The 16,876-nt window shown below is 41.1% G+C and carries 13 protein-coding genes and 2 pseudogenes; 11 read left to right on the top strand and 4 right to left on the bottom strand.

What is annotated here, in order from left to right:
- The first annotated feature begins 297 nt into the window (after positions 1-297).
- Positions 298-2,298, top strand: a complete 2,001-nt coding sequence (gene dnaG, locus ACE1CC_RS16595; RefSeq protein ID WP_413271544.1) for a DNA primase — start codon at positions 298-300, stop codon at positions 2,296-2,298.
- Here dnaG and ACE1CC_RS16590 read toward each other — a convergent pair.
- A complete protein-coding gene (locus tag ACE1CC_RS16590; RefSeq protein ID WP_413271543.1) occupies positions 2,295-2,804 on the bottom strand; it encodes a pentapeptide repeat-containing protein in 510 nt (169 codons plus the stop codon). The genes dnaG and ACE1CC_RS16590 overlap by 4 nt on opposite strands.
- A 14-nt stretch (positions 2,805-2,818) precedes the next feature.
- Between ACE1CC_RS16590 and ACE1CC_RS16585 the strand changes: the two genes are divergently transcribed.
- On the top strand, positions 2,819-3,331 hold the full coding sequence (locus ACE1CC_RS16585; RefSeq protein WP_413271542.1) for a YraN family protein: 513 nt from the start codon (positions 2,819-2,821) through the stop codon (positions 3,329-3,331).
- Between the two features lie 94 nt (positions 3,332-3,425).
- On the opposite strand, the gene ACE1CC_RS16580 is transcribed toward ACE1CC_RS16585, so the two are convergent.
- Positions 3,426-3,815: a hypothetical protein gene (locus ACE1CC_RS16580; RefSeq protein ID WP_413265364.1), complete on the bottom strand. Its 390-nt coding sequence runs from the start codon at positions 3,813-3,815 to the stop codon at positions 3,426-3,428.
- A gap of 373 nt (positions 3,816-4,188) precedes the next feature.
- Here ACE1CC_RS16580 and queA point away from each other — a divergent pair, with 373 nt between their 5' ends.
- Both queA and ACE1CC_RS16570 read left to right on the top strand, forming a co-directional pair.
- A complete protein-coding gene (queA, locus tag ACE1CC_RS16575) occupies positions 4,189-5,322 on the top strand; it encodes a tRNA preQ1(34) S-adenosylmethionine ribosyltransferase-isomerase QueA (RefSeq protein WP_413271541.1) in 1,134 nt (377 codons plus the stop codon).
- A 73-nt stretch (positions 5,323-5,395) separates the two neighbouring features.
- Entirely contained in the window at positions 5,396-6,325 is a 930-nt protein-coding gene (locus ACE1CC_RS16570; protein ID WP_413271540.1) for a tetratricopeptide repeat protein, read from the top strand.
- A gap of 9 nt (positions 6,326-6,334) precedes the next feature.
- Here ACE1CC_RS16570 and ACE1CC_RS16565 read toward each other — a convergent pair whose 3' ends face one another.
- Both ACE1CC_RS16565 and ACE1CC_RS16560 read right to left on the bottom strand, forming a co-directional pair.
- Positions 6,335-7,030 (bottom strand): potassium channel family protein, encoded by a 696-nt coding sequence (locus ACE1CC_RS16565; protein ID WP_413271539.1) that lies wholly within the window; start codon positions 7,028-7,030, stop codon positions 6,335-6,337.
- Between the two features lie 67 nt (positions 7,031-7,097).
- Positions 7,098-8,432, bottom strand: coding sequence for a TrkH family potassium uptake protein (locus ACE1CC_RS16560; protein ID WP_413271538.1), 1,335 nt, complete (start codon positions 8,430-8,432; stop codon positions 7,098-7,100).
- A 145-nt stretch (positions 8,433-8,577) separates the two neighbouring features.
- Between ACE1CC_RS16560 and ACE1CC_RS16555 the strand changes: the two genes are divergently transcribed.
- The 7 genes and pseudogenes from ACE1CC_RS16555 (at position 8,578) to cobA (ending at position 16,767) form a co-directional block, all read left to right on the top strand.
- Positions 8,578-9,426 carry a methyltransferase domain-containing protein gene (locus ACE1CC_RS16555; RefSeq protein WP_413271537.1) on the top strand — a complete coding sequence of 283 codons (849 nt, stop codon included), beginning with the start codon at positions 8,578-8,580 and terminating at the stop codon, positions 9,424-9,426.
- Between the two features lie 172 nt (positions 9,427-9,598).
- On the top strand, positions 9,599-10,582 hold the full coding sequence (locus ACE1CC_RS16550) for a homogentisate phytyltransferase (protein ID WP_413271536.1): 984 nt from the start codon (positions 9,599-9,601) through the stop codon (positions 10,580-10,582).
- Between the two features lie 271 nt (positions 10,583-10,853).
- A complete protein-coding gene (locus tag ACE1CC_RS16545) occupies positions 10,854-11,345 on the top strand; it encodes a hypothetical protein (RefSeq protein WP_413271535.1) in 492 nt (163 codons plus the stop codon).
- Between the two features lie 128 nt (positions 11,346-11,473).
- Positions 11,474-11,827 (top strand): annotated as a pseudogene (locus ACE1CC_RS16540) (translation initiation factor); the annotation flags it as partial.
- Positions 11,828-12,447: 620 nt separating this feature from the next.
- Positions 12,448-12,978 (top strand): peptidoglycan-binding domain-containing protein, encoded by a 531-nt coding sequence (locus ACE1CC_RS16535; protein WP_413271533.1) that lies wholly within the window; start codon positions 12,448-12,450, stop codon positions 12,976-12,978.
- A 505-nt stretch (positions 12,979-13,483) separates the two neighbouring features.
- Positions 13,484-15,151, top strand: a complete 1,668-nt coding sequence (locus ACE1CC_RS16530; protein WP_413271532.1) for a tetratricopeptide repeat protein — start codon at positions 13,484-13,486, stop codon at positions 15,149-15,151.
- A 3-nt stretch (positions 15,152-15,154) separates the two neighbouring features.
- Positions 15,155-16,767 (top strand): annotated as a pseudogene (gene cobA / locus ACE1CC_RS36850) (uroporphyrinogen-III C-methyltransferase).
- Positions 16,768-16,876 lie beyond the last annotated feature (109 nt).

Raw genomic sequence — 16,876 nt, 5'->3', positions numbered from 1 at the left:
TCTATCCAATATATAGATGCACCCCTTAGCATCGGATTCAGAAAAATTTTCCTAACTTTTTCCGATCGCGATGCAAAACTATCTATTTATCTTAAAGATACAGTAAAACCACCAATTTTTTAGTCGCCTGTGAGACAATTATTAACAATTACCGTAATATCACTTAAGTACTCTGAGGTACAGAAGGGAGAAAATGGTAAGTTACTCGTAGATCCCCGACTTCTTGAAGAAGTCGGGGATCTGGGTTGGGTAGCCTATAATGGAATGGCAATTTAAGTTGCAAAAGATAAGCCACCGATGCAAATACCTCGCCTGCATCCAGACACGATCGAACAAGTTAAACAACGGGCTGATATCGTAGAAGTCATCTCGGAAAAAGTCGTTTTACGCAAACGAGGTAAAGATTTCCAAGGTTTATGCCCTTTTCATGATGAAAAATCTCCCAGTTTTAGCGTCAGTCCCCACAAGCAAATGTATTATTGCTTCGGTTGTCAAGCTGGGGGAAATGTAATTACGTTCCTCATGGAACTAGAAAAACAATCTTTTGCTGACGTAGTGTTAAATTTAGCACGACGCTATTCCATACCAGTGCAAACATTGGAATCGGAACAACGTCAAGAACTGCAACGCCAACTAACTTTAAGAGAGCAATTATTTGAAATTCTGGCAGTAACAGCAGCGTTTTATCAACACGCTTTGTATCAACCTTCAGGAAAAGCAGCTTTAGAATATTTGCGATCGCAACGACAGTTAAATGATGAAACAATTCAAAAGTTTCAGTTAGGTTATGCGCCTGCGGGTTGGGAAACTCTTTATCGATATTTGGTAGAACAAAAGGGTTTTTCTGTGCAATTGGTAGAACAGGCGGGATTGATTCGTCGGCGCAAAGAATCCCAAGTTAGCTATTATGATTATTTTCGCGATCGCCTAATTATTCCCATTCACGATTTCCAAGGCAGAATTATCGGTTTTGGCGGCAGAACTCTCGCTGACGAACAACCCAAATATCTCAACTCTCCCGACACACAACTATTTAATAAAGGCAAAACTTTGTTTGCTTTGGATAAGGCGAAAGATGCGATTTCCAAGCAAGATTTAGCAGTAGTAGTGGAAGGTTATTTTGATGCGATCGCACTCCACGCCAAGGGAATTACTAACGCCGTCGCCTCCTTGGGAACTGCTTTAAGTTTAGACCAAGTAAAATTACTTTTGCGTTATAACGAATCCAAACAATTAGTTTTAAATTTCGATGCTGACAAAGCTGGTAATACCGCCGCCAAAAGAGCGATCGGAGAAATCGCTAACTTAGCTTATCGAGGCGAAATTCAACTCCGCATTCTCAACCTTCCCAATGGCAAAGATGCGGACGAATACTTAAGAACATATTCCGCAGAACAATATCAAAATTTATTAAATGAAGCGCCTTTGTGGTTAGCTTGGCAACTTGAACAATTGTTAGAAGGAAAAGACCTCAAACAAGCAAATCAATATCAGCAAGTTGCCGAAGAAATGGTGAAAATTCTTAGTAGCATCATCGACGATAATCAGCTAACCCATTATGTTAATCAATGCGCCGAACGCTTGAGCAAAGGCGATTCCCGGCAAATACCATTAATTTCTCAAAATCTACTTAATAAAGTTGTTCAACACTGGAAAGCATTAATTTGCCAGAATCAATCTCTACAAATGCCATTATTGGTAGAGAACTTAGTTAAGCGTAATTATCCCCAAGTCAAACCCCAACTTCGCATAGTTAAAAAGCAAAATGCTGACGCAGAAAAAGTAGTCACAACTCAGCGAGACGACCTTTTAAAAATAGCCGAAGCTTTATTATTGCGTCTTTATATTCACTGTCCCGAATATCGCCAAGATATCATCGATCGTTTAGAAAAACAGGAACTAGAATTTAGCTTTTCTCATCATCGGTTTTTGTGGCAACAAATCCGAGAATTTGATATTAATTTAACTACGGAAAACCTGATTTCTAAACTGCAAGATAAAGCGATAGAATTTCCCAAAGAAATGGCGCAAGCTTCCCGCCTATTTATTTTAGATGAACTCGCAGAGAAAGACTTACAACGAGCAGGGGAATTAATCAAAGCAGCGATTATTCGTATGGAACAAGTAATGTGTGAGAAACAATATTTTTACTTTAGTGAACTGTTGAAAAAAACAGACTACTTCACAGCAACAGAACTGTGGGAAAAATCTTCCCATGAATTAATACATTACAGACAACGGAGTATGGAATTAGAAGCACAATGCCAAGTTTCCATCTCCGATTTATTACAACTTTAAGGGCACATTAAAGTTTCGCGGGTATCACGTCCGGTAACAGGATTAGTACCTGTAGCAATTTTACAAAGGAATTCTAGCTGATCGTCCCGGAATAAAACATCCGTGAAATCAGCACCTTCAATATTTGCGCCTTCAAACTTAGCATTGAAAGCAAAAGCACCTTCTAAAATTGCATCCTTCAAATTAGCTTTGGTAAAACGAGCAGTTGCGATCGTTGAATATGAAAGATCGGCACCTTCCAAATTAGCATATAAGAAGTTAGCCCCGTAAAGACTCACTCCCCGTAAATTTGCATGGCTAAAATCGCTACTGCGGAGATTTGCTTTAGTAAAGCTAGAATCAGTTAACTCCCGATTAGAAAAATCTGCACCAACCAGAGCTTCGTTGTTATAATCCAAAGCTAGAACTGGAGTCGCAGTTCCTACAAAAGCTACTAAGCAAATTACTGCCCAGAGCCATAAACTGAGTAATATCCTGGAAATCCGATTGTCTAGTCGAAAATTCATGCTGCTTACAGTAAATGGCGAATCGTTCAGTATCTAATTATCCCGATTTCGGTGCATTAGGAGAAGACCTAGTTGCACAATGGTTGCAAGAACAAGGTTGGAGCATTCTCCATCGTCGCTGGCGCTGTCGCTGGGGAGAGATAGACATCATCGCCGAAAACCAGTCAAATTTATTGCTCTTTGTCGAAGTCAAAACTCGAAGTCGCGGAAATTGGGATCATGATGGTTTATTATCTATCACTCCCCAAAAACAAGCTAAACTTTGGCAAACAGCACAATTATTTCTCGCTTCAGGCAATTTTGCTGAAAAAATCTGTAGATTTGATGTCGCTTTAGTTACTTGTCAAAGGGTAAAAAATAATTTATCTCAAGAAACCAATTCTAACAGTAGTATTACTACTAATTATTCCTGCTTTAGCCCCTTAAAAAATACAGATGACTTCATTCAACAGTCAACTGTACATATTGCGGAATATCGACTCGTTTTACAACACTACATTGAGTCAGCAATAAACTATGATTTTTAATTTGTCATCTATCTAAAGTCTTATATTATAAATATTTCTATTCCTGACTTACGATCGATGACAAATTGGAAAAACATTAGGGGGTAAATACAGGTTAAGCCAAAGTTTCTGGGCAATATCCTAACCCATTGACAAATTGCTTACGGAATGTCTCAATTTCTTCTTTGTCTGGTCTACCATGAGACACTATTGCTACTTGATAACGGCGCATTACTTCGATCGGTGGTTCACCTGCATCCAAACTCCAAAGCGCCATCTTCACGCGCACTTCCGGTTGGTAAGGAATGCCTAATTCACTCAGATAAGCTCTAAAGTTGCCATCTAGATAAGAGTCTAGTTCCTTACTCATTTTTACTTTAATTACCCAACCGTCAATTTGGTGCAAAACGGTTACAGAGTACAGGGGAAGTTGGTTATTTTTATGTAAAAACTCAACTACTCTTTGGGTAAGACTGGCGTTAGCTAAGAAGTACAGGTAATCCATAAGGGGTGCTTGGGGGCAAAGCAAATGCTACACCTTATATTGTCACTAAAAAAGAGGAATTTATACTGGGGAAAACCCCCCTAATTTGCTTGGGTAGGTTTACCCAATTTAGTTGCTAATCTTTGCCGCTTTATTAAGATAATAAAATCAAGTATCGCAAGGTAGAATAAAAACTTTACAAAACTATAAAGATATGCCAATTCTTACTCTCACTCGGTGGGAAAGATGTTGAATTAGGAGCAAAATAAATTTCCGGCTCATATATCATTAATATCTCATAGTCCGCGAAAAATTTCAAAAATTTTTCAAGTATGTAAAAGGAAAGGGATTTTAACGAGTTAAATTAAGAACTATAACTGAACTGAAATCTTGCATGAACCAGCCAAAATCTGCATCCTTTTTATCTTCCAGTCCTGTTGGGGAGAGCAACGAAGACCTCTTATTATCTGCTTACGACTATCAACTTCCTGAAGAGCGCATCGCCCAAAATCCGGTAACACCGAGAGATAGCGCTCGCTTGTTGGTAGTTGATTCCCCCACCGAGCACAGTGATCGAGTGTTTCGCGATTTAGTAGAATTGCTCCTCCCGGGAGATTTACTGGTGATGAATAACACTCGTGTGATTCATGCTAGACTTTACGGGCGTAAATCTACAGGCGCACCTGTAGAAATTTTGCTACTTCAAGAGCAACAGAATAACTGTTGGTTAGCTTTGGTAAAACCGGGTAGACGCTTACTACCGGGAGCGGAAATTTATTTGGAAGCTAAAAATTCTTTAGATCGGCAGCCAGATTTTATTTTAAGTGCAAAAATTCTGGAAAAAGATGAAGCTACAGGCGGGCGAATTTTACAATTTAAATTACCGGAAGGAAAATCTTTAATTCAAATTTTAGATCGGTTTGGTCATGTACCTTTACCTCCTTATATTAAAGAGTCGCAATCTCTAGCAGAACAGTACCAAACTGTTTATGCACAGACTCCAGGTTCAGTAGCAGCGCCGACAGCTGGGTTACACTTTACTCCTGAGTTATTGGAGAAATTAACAGCGAAAGGAATTGAACAAACTTTTGTCACCTTGCATATTGGGATAGGTACTTTTCGACCTGTGGAAGTAGAAAAAATTACTAATCATCAAATGCACGGGGAATGGGTAGAGATTTCAGCGGCGACAGTGGCAAAAATTCAGGAGGCTAAGGCTAGAGGGGGTAGAATTATTGCGGTGGGAACGACAGCAGTGCGTTCTTTAGAAGGAGCAGCGCAAAATGGGGAATTACGACCTTTTTGCGGTCAAACTGAATTGTTTATTTATCCCGGTTATAAATGGCGTGTGGTGGAGGGATTGATTACGAATTTTCATTTACCACGTTCTAGTTTAATGATGCTGGTTAGTGCTTTGATCGGAAGGAAACGGTTGTTGTCTTTGTATGAGGATGCGATCGCACAAAATTACCGCTTTTATTCTTTTGGCGATGCTATGCTGATTTTGCCAGAAGCCAGGATTAATTAAAATTTAGTGGTTTGTTAACTTAATGTTAACCAATTTTGTCCACCCTTAACTACAATTCTCCGCTCGACCGAATATGTTGAAACAGATCTTTTATAGTCATCTACTTGTCATTGTTACCGCTGTGTTTTTCACACCTATTGCTGTGGGTAAACCTGCTATTAGTTTGCCAGGAACAAAACAGCTAATTCAAGGCGTTTATACTCAAGATTTGGAAGCAGCGGGTTATTTTCAGGAAGGAGTTAACAGATACACTGAGGGAAATTTAGCCGCAGCTTATTCGGCTTTTCAAAAAGCTGTGGAACGTGACCCTAGTATTGCGATGGCTTATCATTATATGGGCAATGTGTTGTTGCAAAATGGTCGGAATGCAGATGCGATCGCAGAATTTTCTAAAGCCATTCAATTAGATCCTTCTTTAGCTGAGGCTCATTACAATTTAGGCATAGCATTGTATCGCCAAGGTAGATTAGATGATGCGATCGCAGCTTACCAACGTTCGATTGCTATTAATTCCCGTAACCCAAATGCTTACTACAATATGGGAGTAGCATTGTATGAGCAAAAACAGTTGGATGGTGCAATTGATGCTTATCGTCAAGCGATCGCTCTCAATCCCAGAAAAGTCAACGCTTTGTTAAATTTAGCCATAGCTTTAGAGCAACAAGGAAACTTTGATGAGGCGATAGAAGCTTACCAAAGAGTCACAGTTCTCGATCCTAAATTAGTGACAGCACAAATTAGTTTAGCGAATCTTTTAGTTCAACAAGATCGACCAGAAGAAGCGATCGCAGCTTACAACGAAGCAATTCGTCGTCAGCCAAAAGATCCCGTTGCTCACTACAATTTAGGTATGCTGTTGTACGAGGAAGGTAAATTAGAAAATGCCCTCTCATCCTTAAGAAGAGCTAGGAAAATTTATGAAGACCAAGGTAACAACTCCAAGGCGACAGAACTTACCGAATTAATCAATCAAATTAAACAAAGCTGGGAGACTAAGAAATAGCAAAATTAGTTAAATTGGTAGGCGATTGATATCTTTATTAGAACCAATCACTACCATTGCTGAACCCTTCTCTAATCGTTTGTTGGGGTTAGGATTAATCTCAAACTTGCCATCATAACTGACAGCCAACATATTCACCCCGTAGCGATTACGCAGTTGTAATTCGGCGATAGTTTTATTGTGAAACACATCGGGAGTAATCAATTCTACGATACTATTTTCTGGGTCTAACTCAAATCTTTCGATAATGTTTGGTTTAGTTAAAGCTCGCGCTAACTCACACCCAGCTTCATGTTCTGGATAAACCACATGATCTGCACCAACTCGTTTTAATAGCTTAACATGAACTTCCGAAGAAGCTTTTGCTACCACATGAGGAACACCAGCTTCCTTTAAATTGAGTGTAGTAATAATGCTTTCTTCCAGATAATTCCCGATCGCCACTATTACCGTATCAAACTCATAAATTCCTGATTCCTTGAGCGCTGAAGGTTCAGTAGAATCTAGCTGCACCGCATGAGAAAGTACCTGATCTGTTAATGCTTGGGAAACTCTTTTTTCGTCTACATCTGTTCCCATTACTTCGTATCCCATTTTATACAAGCTGGAGCAGACAGCCCTACCAAAACGACCTAAACCAATTACAGCAAACTGGTTATTTCCTTTACGTAAACTGCGGAAAAAATTCAACGATGACAGACTCATAACTTATATTGAAATTGAATTGATTACTATTACTTTTTAGGGTAACAAGGTATGGGCAATATAAACATTATCCCACTAAAAGAGTTTCTTCTGGATAACGAACTGATTTAGGACGGGGATCTCCTAAAAGTGCTGCCATCAACAATAAAACTCCCACCCGACCGATGTACATAGTGGAAATTAAAACTATCTTGGCTAATACTGAGAGACTAGCAGTAATTCCCGTCGAAAGACCGACCGTAGCAAAAGCTGAGACAACTTCAAAAAGAATTTGCAGAAAGTCGAAATTTGGATCGGTAAGGGAAATCAAAATTGTCGAAAGTAGCACAGTAGCAACTGAACCAATTAAGACTCCAACCGCTTTTAAAATCAACGAAATAGCTACTTCGCGTTTATAGAGAACAACTTCTTCTTGCCCTTGTAAAATAGCTTTTGTCGCACTAGTGAGAACGCGCACAGTTGTAGTTTTGATTCCTCCGCCTGTACCTCCCGGACTAGCACCAAGAAACATCAGAGCAATAGTTAAAAATAACCCTGCAGTGGTCATTTTTCCGATATCAATAGTGTTAAATCCAGCAGTTCTGGGAGTCACAGATTGGAACCAAGCATTGAGTACTTTTTCCCCAAAATTCATCGGCCCAAATGTTCCTGGGTTCCTCCATTCGATAAAAAAGAAAGCAATTGTGCCAAAGACTAAAAGCGCGATCGTTGTACTCAGGGCAACTTTAAAATTTAAAGAGAATCTAATACAAGCTTTTTTGCCTTGAATGCGATCGCGCCACCACAAAAAAAGCTCAAAAATCACCCCATAGCCAATTCCCCCAAAAATAATTAATCCCGTCACTACAGCAATTAACAAAACCGAGGATTGAAAGCCAATAAAACTATCGTTGAACAAACTAAAACCAGCATTATTCCAAGAATTAACACTGTGAAAAATTGACAGCCACAAACCTTTACTTAACCCATACTTGGGCGCAAACACAGGCATTAATAAGAAAATCCCTGTTATTTCAAAAATCATCGTAGTAGCGATAACTGAGCGAATTAATTGGGGAGCTTCTTGCAATCCTGGGCGATCCAACGCTTGTTGAATCGCCATTTTATGCCGTAAATCAAACCTCCTTCCCACCAGCAAAATTAAAAAAGTTGTCGTTGTCATATACCCCAGTCCCCCAATTTGGACAAGAGCAACTAGAATCAACTGTCCCCAAAAAGAAAAGTAACTTCCAGGGTCTACCACAGATAGCCCAGTCACACAAACCGCAGAGGTAGAGGTAAACAATGCCACAATAGGGTCATTCCAATTCCCACTGCTAGTCGAGAAAGGCATCATTAAAAGGAGAGCCCCAAAAGTGATTACAGCGAGAAAACCTAAACAAATGGTTCTAGATATGGTCATCGAATCTTTACTTAGTAGTCTTTTTGCAGCTTACTGCTTTCTGAGTACTTTAGTTTAAAATCAAAAATCGAAAAATTAAAATCGATTGACCTCCTCTGTTAGGCTAATTGTTAATGTTACAGAACTTAACACAGAGACATCTTCTATGCCATCTACCCTAAATCAAAGAATTCAGGAATTTTACGACGCTTCCTCTGGACTTTGGGAAAAGGTGTGGGGCGAACACATGCACCACGGTTACTATGGTTCGGAGGGAAACATCAAAAAGGAACGTCGTCAGGCGCAAATTGATTTGATTGAAGAACTCCTGAAATGGTCGGGAATACAGCAAGCTGAGAAAATTCTAGATGTAGGTTGCGGTATTGGTGGAAGTTCTTTATATTTGGCGCAAAAATACAACGCTACAGCTACGGGAATTACCCTGAGTCCTGTACAAGCGGCTAGGGCGAAAGAAAGGGCGGCGACAGCCGGAATGAGTGAAAAAACCCAGTTTTTAGTCGCAGATGCTTTGCAAATGCCTTTTGCTGATGCTTCTTTTGACTTTGTTTGGTCAATGGAAAGTGGGGAACACATGGCAGATAAAGAGCAATTTTTACGAGAATGTTATCGAGTATTAAAGCCAGGTGGAACTTTTTTAATGGCTACTTGGTGTCATCGTCCAACTATGTCGCCAAATCAGCCATTAACACCTGATGAACTACATCATTTGGCAGAAATTTATCGAGTTTATTGTTTACCATTCGTGATATCTTTGCCAGAATATGAAGCGATCGCCAAAAATCTATCTTTCCAAAACATCCGCACCGCAGATTGGTCAAAAGCCGTCGCACCTTTTTGGAATGTCGTCATTGATTCAGCTTTTAGTTTAGAAGCAATAATCGGCTTACTCTTTTCCGGTTGGTCTACAATTCAAGGCGCAATGTCTCTCGGATTAATGCAGCGAGGATACGAACGCGGATTAATCAGATTCGGCTTGCTTTGTGGCAATAAATAATCCCAAATTTACAACAGATGTAGAGACGTTTCATGAAACGTCTCTACATTAATTACACAGCATAAAAATTTCTATTTTAACAGAATCGATTGGCAATAAAAACCTCGATCGGAAGTTATCTTTTGATTAATATTTAGATTAAAATCAAGCGAGAAACCCGATCAAGAAGATAATGAAAGAAATTAGACAAAAAACTTCCTCATTTCCCGCTACAATTGTAGATTCTGCCTGTAACCAACCAGCAAAACCTTGGTTTTATCCCTATTGGAAATTTTCCCGTCCTCACACTGTAATTGGTACTACTTGCAGTGCGATCGGGCTGTATTTAATAGCGATCGCATCGGTAAATCACAATATTAACCTATCACTACTCTGGCAATTGTTAGGCGCTTGGGTTGCTTGTCTTGGCGGCAACATTTACATAGTCGGATTAAATCAAATAGAAGACGTAGAAATTGACAAAATTAATAAACCACATTTGCCCTTAGCATCAGGAGAATTTACCCGCAAACAAGCAATCTTAATTATCAGCATTTCAGGAATTTTAGCCTTATTAATCGCCGGATTAATGGGGCCATTTCTCCTGGGAATGGTAGGAATTAGTTTAGCCATTGGCACAGCTTATTCCTTACCACCGATTCGCTTAAAGCGGTTTCCATTTTGGGCAGCGATCTGTATTTTTACAGTGCGAGGAGCGATCGTCAACTTAGGACTATATCTACACTTTCGTTGGGTATTGCAAGCCAAACAAGTAATTACCCCAGAAGTTTGGGCATTAACCTTATTTATTCTGGTGTTTACAATTGCGATCGCCATCTTTAAAGACATACCCGACCTGGAAGGCGACAAACAATACAACATTACCACCTTCACCATTCAACTAGGACAAAAAACCGTCTTCAACCTCTCACTCTGGCTATTAAGCACCTGCTACTTAGGCATGATAATAGCGGGAATTTTCTGGCTACCTTCAGTTAATAGAATATTTCTAGTCATCACCCATCTGTTCACACTAGGCTTACTTTGGTGGCAAAGTCAAAAAGTAGATTTACAAGATAAAACTGCGATCGCCAAATTCTATCAATTTATCTGGAAACTATTCTTCTTAGAATATCTCCTCTTTCCCCTAACTTGCCTGCTCAAGTACAACAATTAACAATTGACAGCATTACACTTAGCCGAATCAAAAACAGGTCATTCTTCAGGATGACCTATTATTCTATCCCAAGTTGGAGGAACCTATTTGGGATAGCCAGCAATAATAAATCAAACCCAATAACTATCTTGGCTAAATTCGAGTATCTGCAAACCTTAGTTTGTCAGGAAAAGACTTAATTATAAAGTCAAAAGAGTTATTGGTAATCAAGCAAAATTACAAGCCCTTGCATCGACCATAACTTACTCGCCAGAAAGACCAGGAAAGATTAATGGATAAAATACTTACGAAAGGAAAAAAATTTACACAAACCGTAGCATTGTTGCTGACAACAAGCTTAAGCGCACCAATACTTGCTTCTTGTGGAGGCTCAAATACAGCCAACCAAACTCCGGTTAACGATTCTCGTCCCGCAGTCCAAAATACAGCTAATAGAACCGCGCCTGTAACTCCTGCTAGACCCCAAGCCCGTCAAGGACTATCAACCGGACAAAAAGTAGCAATTTTGGCTGGTGCAGCAGCACTTTATTATCTGTACAACCAACACAAGAACAAACAAGAGCAAGGGTCAACAGGCAAATATTATCTTTCCAAAAACGGGCGTGTCTACTATCGTGATGCTCAAGGTCGTGCTCAGTGGGTAACACCACCACCCGGAGGAATCAGAGTTCCCGAAGAACAAGCCCGACAATACCAAGACTTCCAAGGTTACAACGGAAGAACCACAGGCAGAGATCTCAGAGACTTAGCTCCAGTACAATAACCCATTTTGTAAGACTTTTCCGCATTAGTATCCAGCAAAGATAAAGACCATTTGACAAATCAAGGCTATGTGGAAGTTCAACCATCTACACAGCCGTTTAACCAAAGCTTTAAATAGGAGAATGAATCATGGTGGATGGATTTTTCAGAAAAATCGGCGAAATCGCTTTTGGTTCCAATAATGACCAAGAGGATGAACAGGTATATCCAGCTAGCCAAGACCCTTATGGCGATCCCGCTGATGTAGGAATGTATGGTGATGTGCGTCCTGCCAGTGAAGACCCCTACGGCGACCCCGCTGATGTAGGAATGTATGGTAACGTGCGTCCTGCCAGTGAAGACCCTTATGGCGATCCCGCTGATGTAGGAATGTATGGTAACGTGCGTCCTGCCAGTGAAGACCCTTACGGCGACCCAGCGGATATGGGGATGTTCGGTGATGTGCGTCCTGCCAGTGAAGACCCTTACGGCGACCCAGCGGATATGGGAATGTCTGGCGGTGGTTATATGCCCGATCCTTATGCTGGCGACCCATATACCAATCCCCAAGAAGAGGTAATGTCTCGCGGTGGTGAGTTTGGTGATGAAGACTACTACGAAGAGGAAGGCAACAATAGAAGGAATTCCTGGTAATTGTTCTGCCGAAGATTTGTTTGGAGACGCTAGCGGTCATTAGAGAGAGTGAGAGAGAGACAGTGGCAGATAATGCGACTGTCTTTTCTTTTAGTTCCCAAAATTTTGATTGTTAAAGCTGGTATTTGCTTGGCAAAACTACTAGAGTAAATATAGAAAAGTAACCGTTTTCTCTCCAGAGATAGAGGCTTTTCCCAGGAAAAATTTTATTGGCTACCAACCTAAAACAGGACAAAAAGCATTTTTTAGGAGACACGAGCCCGTAGAGACGTTGTATACAACGTCTGTACAGAAAACAGAATAATTTTCTTTCTCCTGTCTCCTGAGTTCTGTCTCCTGTCTTCTACCCTCATGCAACTATCCTGGCGAGAGAACGATAGCTATTGTAGTAACACAACGGAATATATTATTTCTCAGCCTTATGCTGTCCAAAAAACATAAACTGAAAACCTACGGCGGAGGTCGCTACTATGAATTTGAATCAAAAAATTACAGATACCGCCTGTGATGCGGCGTTCACAGGAAAAGAAATTCATCCTTGGGATTCTGGCCCTGCGGTAGCAGAGTTGCAAGGACTCTTACGCGCTCACGGTTACACTATTAGAATTATTGACGGAGACTTTGGTAGCCTGACAGAAGCCGCTGTCAGGTCATTTCAAAAAAAACACGGCTTAAGAATTAATGGCGTAGTCGGGCCGCAAACCTGGGCTGCTTTAAAATCTTCTGTGAAACCAGGTGCTCGTGTCCTCAGACAGGGGTACAGTGGCAGCGATGTATATGAATTACAGGGACTCTTGCAAGTCAATGGTTATGAGATCAACCGAACAGGCATCTTTGACCAGAAGACTAAGTTAGCTATTAAGGACTTTCAACAAAAGCATAAATTAAAAGATAACGGCATCGTCAATAGTATTACTTGGACATTATTGCGAGGCGGCTACCCTGAACCCACTCCTTCTAAAGAGCCTTTTTGGTTATCGAATTTCCTGAAGTGGCGCTGAGGGAATGGGGAGATGGGGGGATGGGGGGATGGGGAGATGAGGGAATGGGGGGGAAGATAATTTAACTAACTCAGGACTTACGCCACTAAATATGGTGGGATGGTGCGTTACACGCTTAGTTAACGCACCCTACGAATAGGTGGGATGGTGCGTTACACGCTTATAGGACTTACGCACTGAAACGAAATTTCGTTGTTCTAGGCATTGGTTATGAGGCTGCAAGGCTGATTCTCTCGTTGAAAATCTGGCTGAGTGCGTAAGTCCTAGCTTAGTTAACGCACCCTACAAATAGGTGGGATGGTGCGTTACACGCTTAGTTAACGCACCCTACAAATAGGTGGGATGGTGCGTTACACGCTTAGTTAACGCACCCTACGAATAGAGGTTTTGCTACCTCCTCACCTTCTCATCTCCCCACCTCCCTACCTCTTCTCCCCCTTCTGCCTTTATTTGATTTGAGCGCTTAAACTAGGCTAAGAGTTATTGTTAAAACCTTTGTTTAAGAATGTCTGAAAAACACAAGTCTATTCACCTGTTGCTGATTACTGTACTTTGCTGTGGCTTTGCTGCGGTTGGGTGTTCTTCTTCGCCGTCGAACTCGACGAATGGCAAAACTTCTGGGCAACCTAGTAGTTCAACGGCTACGACACCTGTTCCTAGTACGGTTCCGGCTGCTCCTAATACGCCGAGTATTGCACAATCTAGTCCGGGTACAACGGCTGGGAGTTCAAGTGTAGAAAGTATTCCTAATATTAGCCAACCAACTAATATTGACCAATCAGCTACAACAGCTGCTGCACCTGCGTCTGGTAGTGCGGCAGATTTTTATCAAAAGGGAATTGCTAGTGCTCAACAAGGGGATCTTAAAAGTGCGGAAGAGTCTTGGCGTAAATCTATTGAGTTAGATCCGAAAAATTCGGTAGTTCATACTAATTTGGGGGTGCTGTTGCAGCGTCAGGGTAAGTTGGATGAGGCGACTTCTCAATATCGGGAAGCTTTGCGTCTGAAGCCTGATGATGTGGAGACGGTGATGAAGTTGGCTGTGGCTTTGGGTGAACAGAAGAAGTTTGATGAGTCGATCGCACAATCACAAACAGCTATTCGTTTGCAGCCGGATTTTGCACCTGCTCACATTGTCTTAGCTATGGCTTTGTCTGAGCAAGGTAAGGCTGATGAGGCGATCGCAAGTTTGAAAAAAGCTCAGGGTTTATGGCAGAAACAAGGGCGAACAGAACAAGCTGTCGGCGTGCAAGCTCAGTTGGCTAATTTGTTAGGAAAACAAGGTAAATTCGCGGAAGCTAGAACTCAAATTCAGCAAGCTATTGCACTCAAACCTGATTTTGCTCCGGCTCATATTTTGTTAGCAGAAATTGCTGTGCGAGAAAATAAACCAGAGGAAGCTATTAGTAGTTTGCAAAAGGCTAAGGATTTATTTAAAAAACAAAAACAAAACGATCAATTAGCCGCTACTCAATGGCAGTTGGCAATGCTCTTGGGACGACAAAAAAAATACGCCGAAGCTGGTACTCAAGCGAAAGAACTGTTGCGATTAAAGCCAGATTTTGCTCCCGCATATATGATGGTGTCGGAAGTTGCTGTGCGACAAGGTAAACCAGCAGAAGCTGTCACTAATTTGCAAAAGGCTAGGGATTTGTGGAAAAAACAGCAACAAAATGACCAATTAGCAGCTACTCAAATGCAGTTGGCAGCGGTTTTGGCACAGCAAAAAAAATACTCGGAAGCTAGCACCCAAGTGGGAGAAGTGTTGCAGTTAAAGCCAGATTTTGCTCCGGCACATCTTTTGGTGTCGGAAATTGCTCTGCGACAAGCTAAACCAGAGGAGGCTGTAACTAGTTTGCAAAAGGCTAAGGATTTGTTTAAAAAACAACAACAAAATGACCAATTGGCAGCTACTCAAATGCAGTTGGCAGTGGTTTTTGGACAGCTAAAGAAATACTCGGAAGCTAGTGCGGAAGCTAGAGAGTTGTTGCAATTAAAGCCTGATTTTGCTCCGGCTTATTTGGTATTAGGGGAAGTGGCAAAAGTCCAAAGTAATAATAGTGAGGCGATCGCTAATTTCCAAAAGGCTAAAGAGTTATTTACAAATCAAGGCAGAAATGAGGAAGCACAAAAAATTGATACATTGATCCAACAACTGAACACAAAGCAGTAATTTATGTCGATTCAAGCAGGCAAAGTCTATATTGTTGGTGCTGGCCCAGGTGATTTAGATTACTTGACTGTGCGGGCACAAAAAGTGTTAATGCAAGCGGAAGTTTTAGTGTATGATGCTTTGGTGGATGCTCAACTTTTGCAGTTAGTACCAGCAAATTGTTGCCTGTTTGATGTGGGAAAACGTGGCGGTAAACCCAGCACAAAACAAGCTGAAATTAATTGTTTGCTAGTTGAAAAATGTCAGCAAGGAAAACAAGTAGTCCGGCTAAAAAGTGGCGATCCGTTTATTTTTGGTCGCAGTACTTCGGAAATTCAAGCGTTGAAAAGCTCTGGTTGTAGTTTTGAAGTCATACCCGGAATTTCTTCGGCTTTAGCAGCACCTTTATTAGCCGGAATTCCTTTGACCGATCCCGTGTTAAGTCGCTGTTTTACGGTGTTTAGCGCCCATGAACCAGATGAGTTGGATTGGGAGGCAATCTCTCGGATGGAAACTTTGGTGATTTTAATGGGGGGGAGAAATCTGGCGGAAATTGTGACTCGGTTGCTGAGGTTTGGTCGATCGCCAAAAACCCCCATCGCCGTAATTCGTTGGGCGGGACATCCCGAACAACAAGTTTGGACAGCAGAACTGCAAAATGTCGTTCAGGTAACAGCTAATTTTTCTCTTTCACCAGCAGTAATAGTAATAGGTGCGGTTGTAGGGTTACACCCCTATTTGCAAAGTATTGATTCAGATCATATATTTTGATAGCAGATTAAGTTAAACTGCTTAATTATCAAGATTGCTCTGGAACTAATAACAACGTGAATCAGATTAACCCAGAACTTCCTTTGGCAGGCACGACTATACTAGTAACTCGTGCGGCTGGACAATCTAGCGAGTTTTGCCAATTGTTGCAACAGCAAGGGGCAGTAGCGATCGAAATGCCCGCTTTAGAAATTACTCCTCCTTCGAGTTGGTTTGCTTTGGATGAAGCGATCGCTAATTTACATACTTTTGATTGGTTAATTCTCACTTCGACTAACGGTGTAGATTACTTCTTTAGCCGATTGCAAGACAAAGGGCAAAATCCGCACATTTTAGAGCCAGTTAAAATTGCGGTTGTCGGAAAAAAAACGGCGGGATCTCTAGCACAATATGGCTTATCTCCTGACTTTATTCCGCCTGATTTTGTGGCAGATTCTTTAGTAGAACATTTTCCTGAAGAGTTAGCAAACCAAAAGATTCTTTTTCCCAGAGTGGAAACAGGCGGGAGGGAAGTTTTAGTCCAAGAATTAACCGCTAAAGGTGCAAAAGTAGCAGAAGTTCCCGCTTACCAGTCCGGTTGTCCTAGTTCAATTGCACCGGAAATTTTAGAAGCATTACAGCAGCAATCTATAGATATCATTACTTTTGCTAGCTCCAAAACTGTGCAATATTTTTATCAGTTAGTTAAAGATAAATTAACATTAGATAAGTTAGAAAAAATTACTGTGGCTTCGATCGGCCCCCAAACCTCCAAAACCTGTCAACAACTACTAGGAAAAGTTGACATAGAAGCAACAGAATACACCCTGGGGGGATTAACTGAAGCAATTGTTAAGTCACAAACCCACCGTCAAGCTACGCTGTGACGGGGGCTTGAAAGAGCCCAAGATGTGACCAGTTCACCTAAGTCTTCAGGTAAACGTTATCTAATTCATGACACCTACAGGTGCGTGCCAGCTTGAGCTTCTGTCGCTC

It is taken from the genome of Floridaenema aerugineum BLCC-F46 (assembly GCF_041929345.1).
Lineage (GTDB): Bacteria > Cyanobacteriota > Cyanobacteriia > Cyanobacteriales > Aerosakkonemataceae > Floridanema > Floridanema aerugineum.
Note: the sequence above shows the minus strand (reverse complement) of the source record. Positions and strands in the feature narration are given on the sequence as shown.

Coding starts and splice junctions, on each gene's coding strand:
- dnaG (WP_413271544.1), top strand. CDS start 298: ATGCAAATACCTCGCCTGCATCCAGACACGATCGAACAAGTTAAACAA.
- ACE1CC_RS16590 (WP_413271543.1), bottom strand. CDS start 2,804: ATGAATTTTCGACTAGACAATCGGATTTCCAGGATATTACTCAGTTTA.
- ACE1CC_RS16585 (WP_413271542.1), top strand. CDS start 2,819: ATGGCGAATCGTTCAGTATCTAATTATCCCGATTTCGGTGCATTAGGA.
- ACE1CC_RS16580 (WP_413265364.1), bottom strand. CDS start 3,815: ATGGATTACCTGTACTTCTTAGCTAACGCCAGTCTTACCCAAAGAGTA.
- queA (WP_413271541.1), top strand. CDS start 4,189: ATGAACCAGCCAAAATCTGCATCCTTTTTATCTTCCAGTCCTGTTGGG.
- ACE1CC_RS16570 (WP_413271540.1), top strand. CDS start 5,396: ATGTTGAAACAGATCTTTTATAGTCATCTACTTGTCATTGTTACCGCT.
- ACE1CC_RS16565 (WP_413271539.1), bottom strand. CDS start 7,030: ATGAGTCTGTCATCGTTGAATTTTTTCCGCAGTTTACGTAAAGGAAAT.
- ACE1CC_RS16560 (WP_413271538.1), bottom strand. CDS start 8,432: ATGACCATATCTAGAACCATTTGTTTAGGTTTTCTCGCTGTAATCACT.
- ACE1CC_RS16555 (WP_413271537.1), top strand. CDS start 8,578: ATGCCATCTACCCTAAATCAAAGAATTCAGGAATTTTACGACGCTTCC.
- ACE1CC_RS16550 (WP_413271536.1), top strand. CDS start 9,599: ATGAAAGAAATTAGACAAAAAACTTCCTCATTTCCCGCTACAATTGTA.
- ACE1CC_RS16545 (WP_413271535.1), top strand. CDS start 10,854: ATGGATAAAATACTTACGAAAGGAAAAAAATTTACACAAACCGTAGCA.
- ACE1CC_RS16535 (WP_413271533.1), top strand. CDS start 12,448: ATGAATTTGAATCAAAAAATTACAGATACCGCCTGTGATGCGGCGTTC.
- ACE1CC_RS16530 (WP_413271532.1), top strand. CDS start 13,484: ATGTCTGAAAAACACAAGTCTATTCACCTGTTGCTGATTACTGTACTT.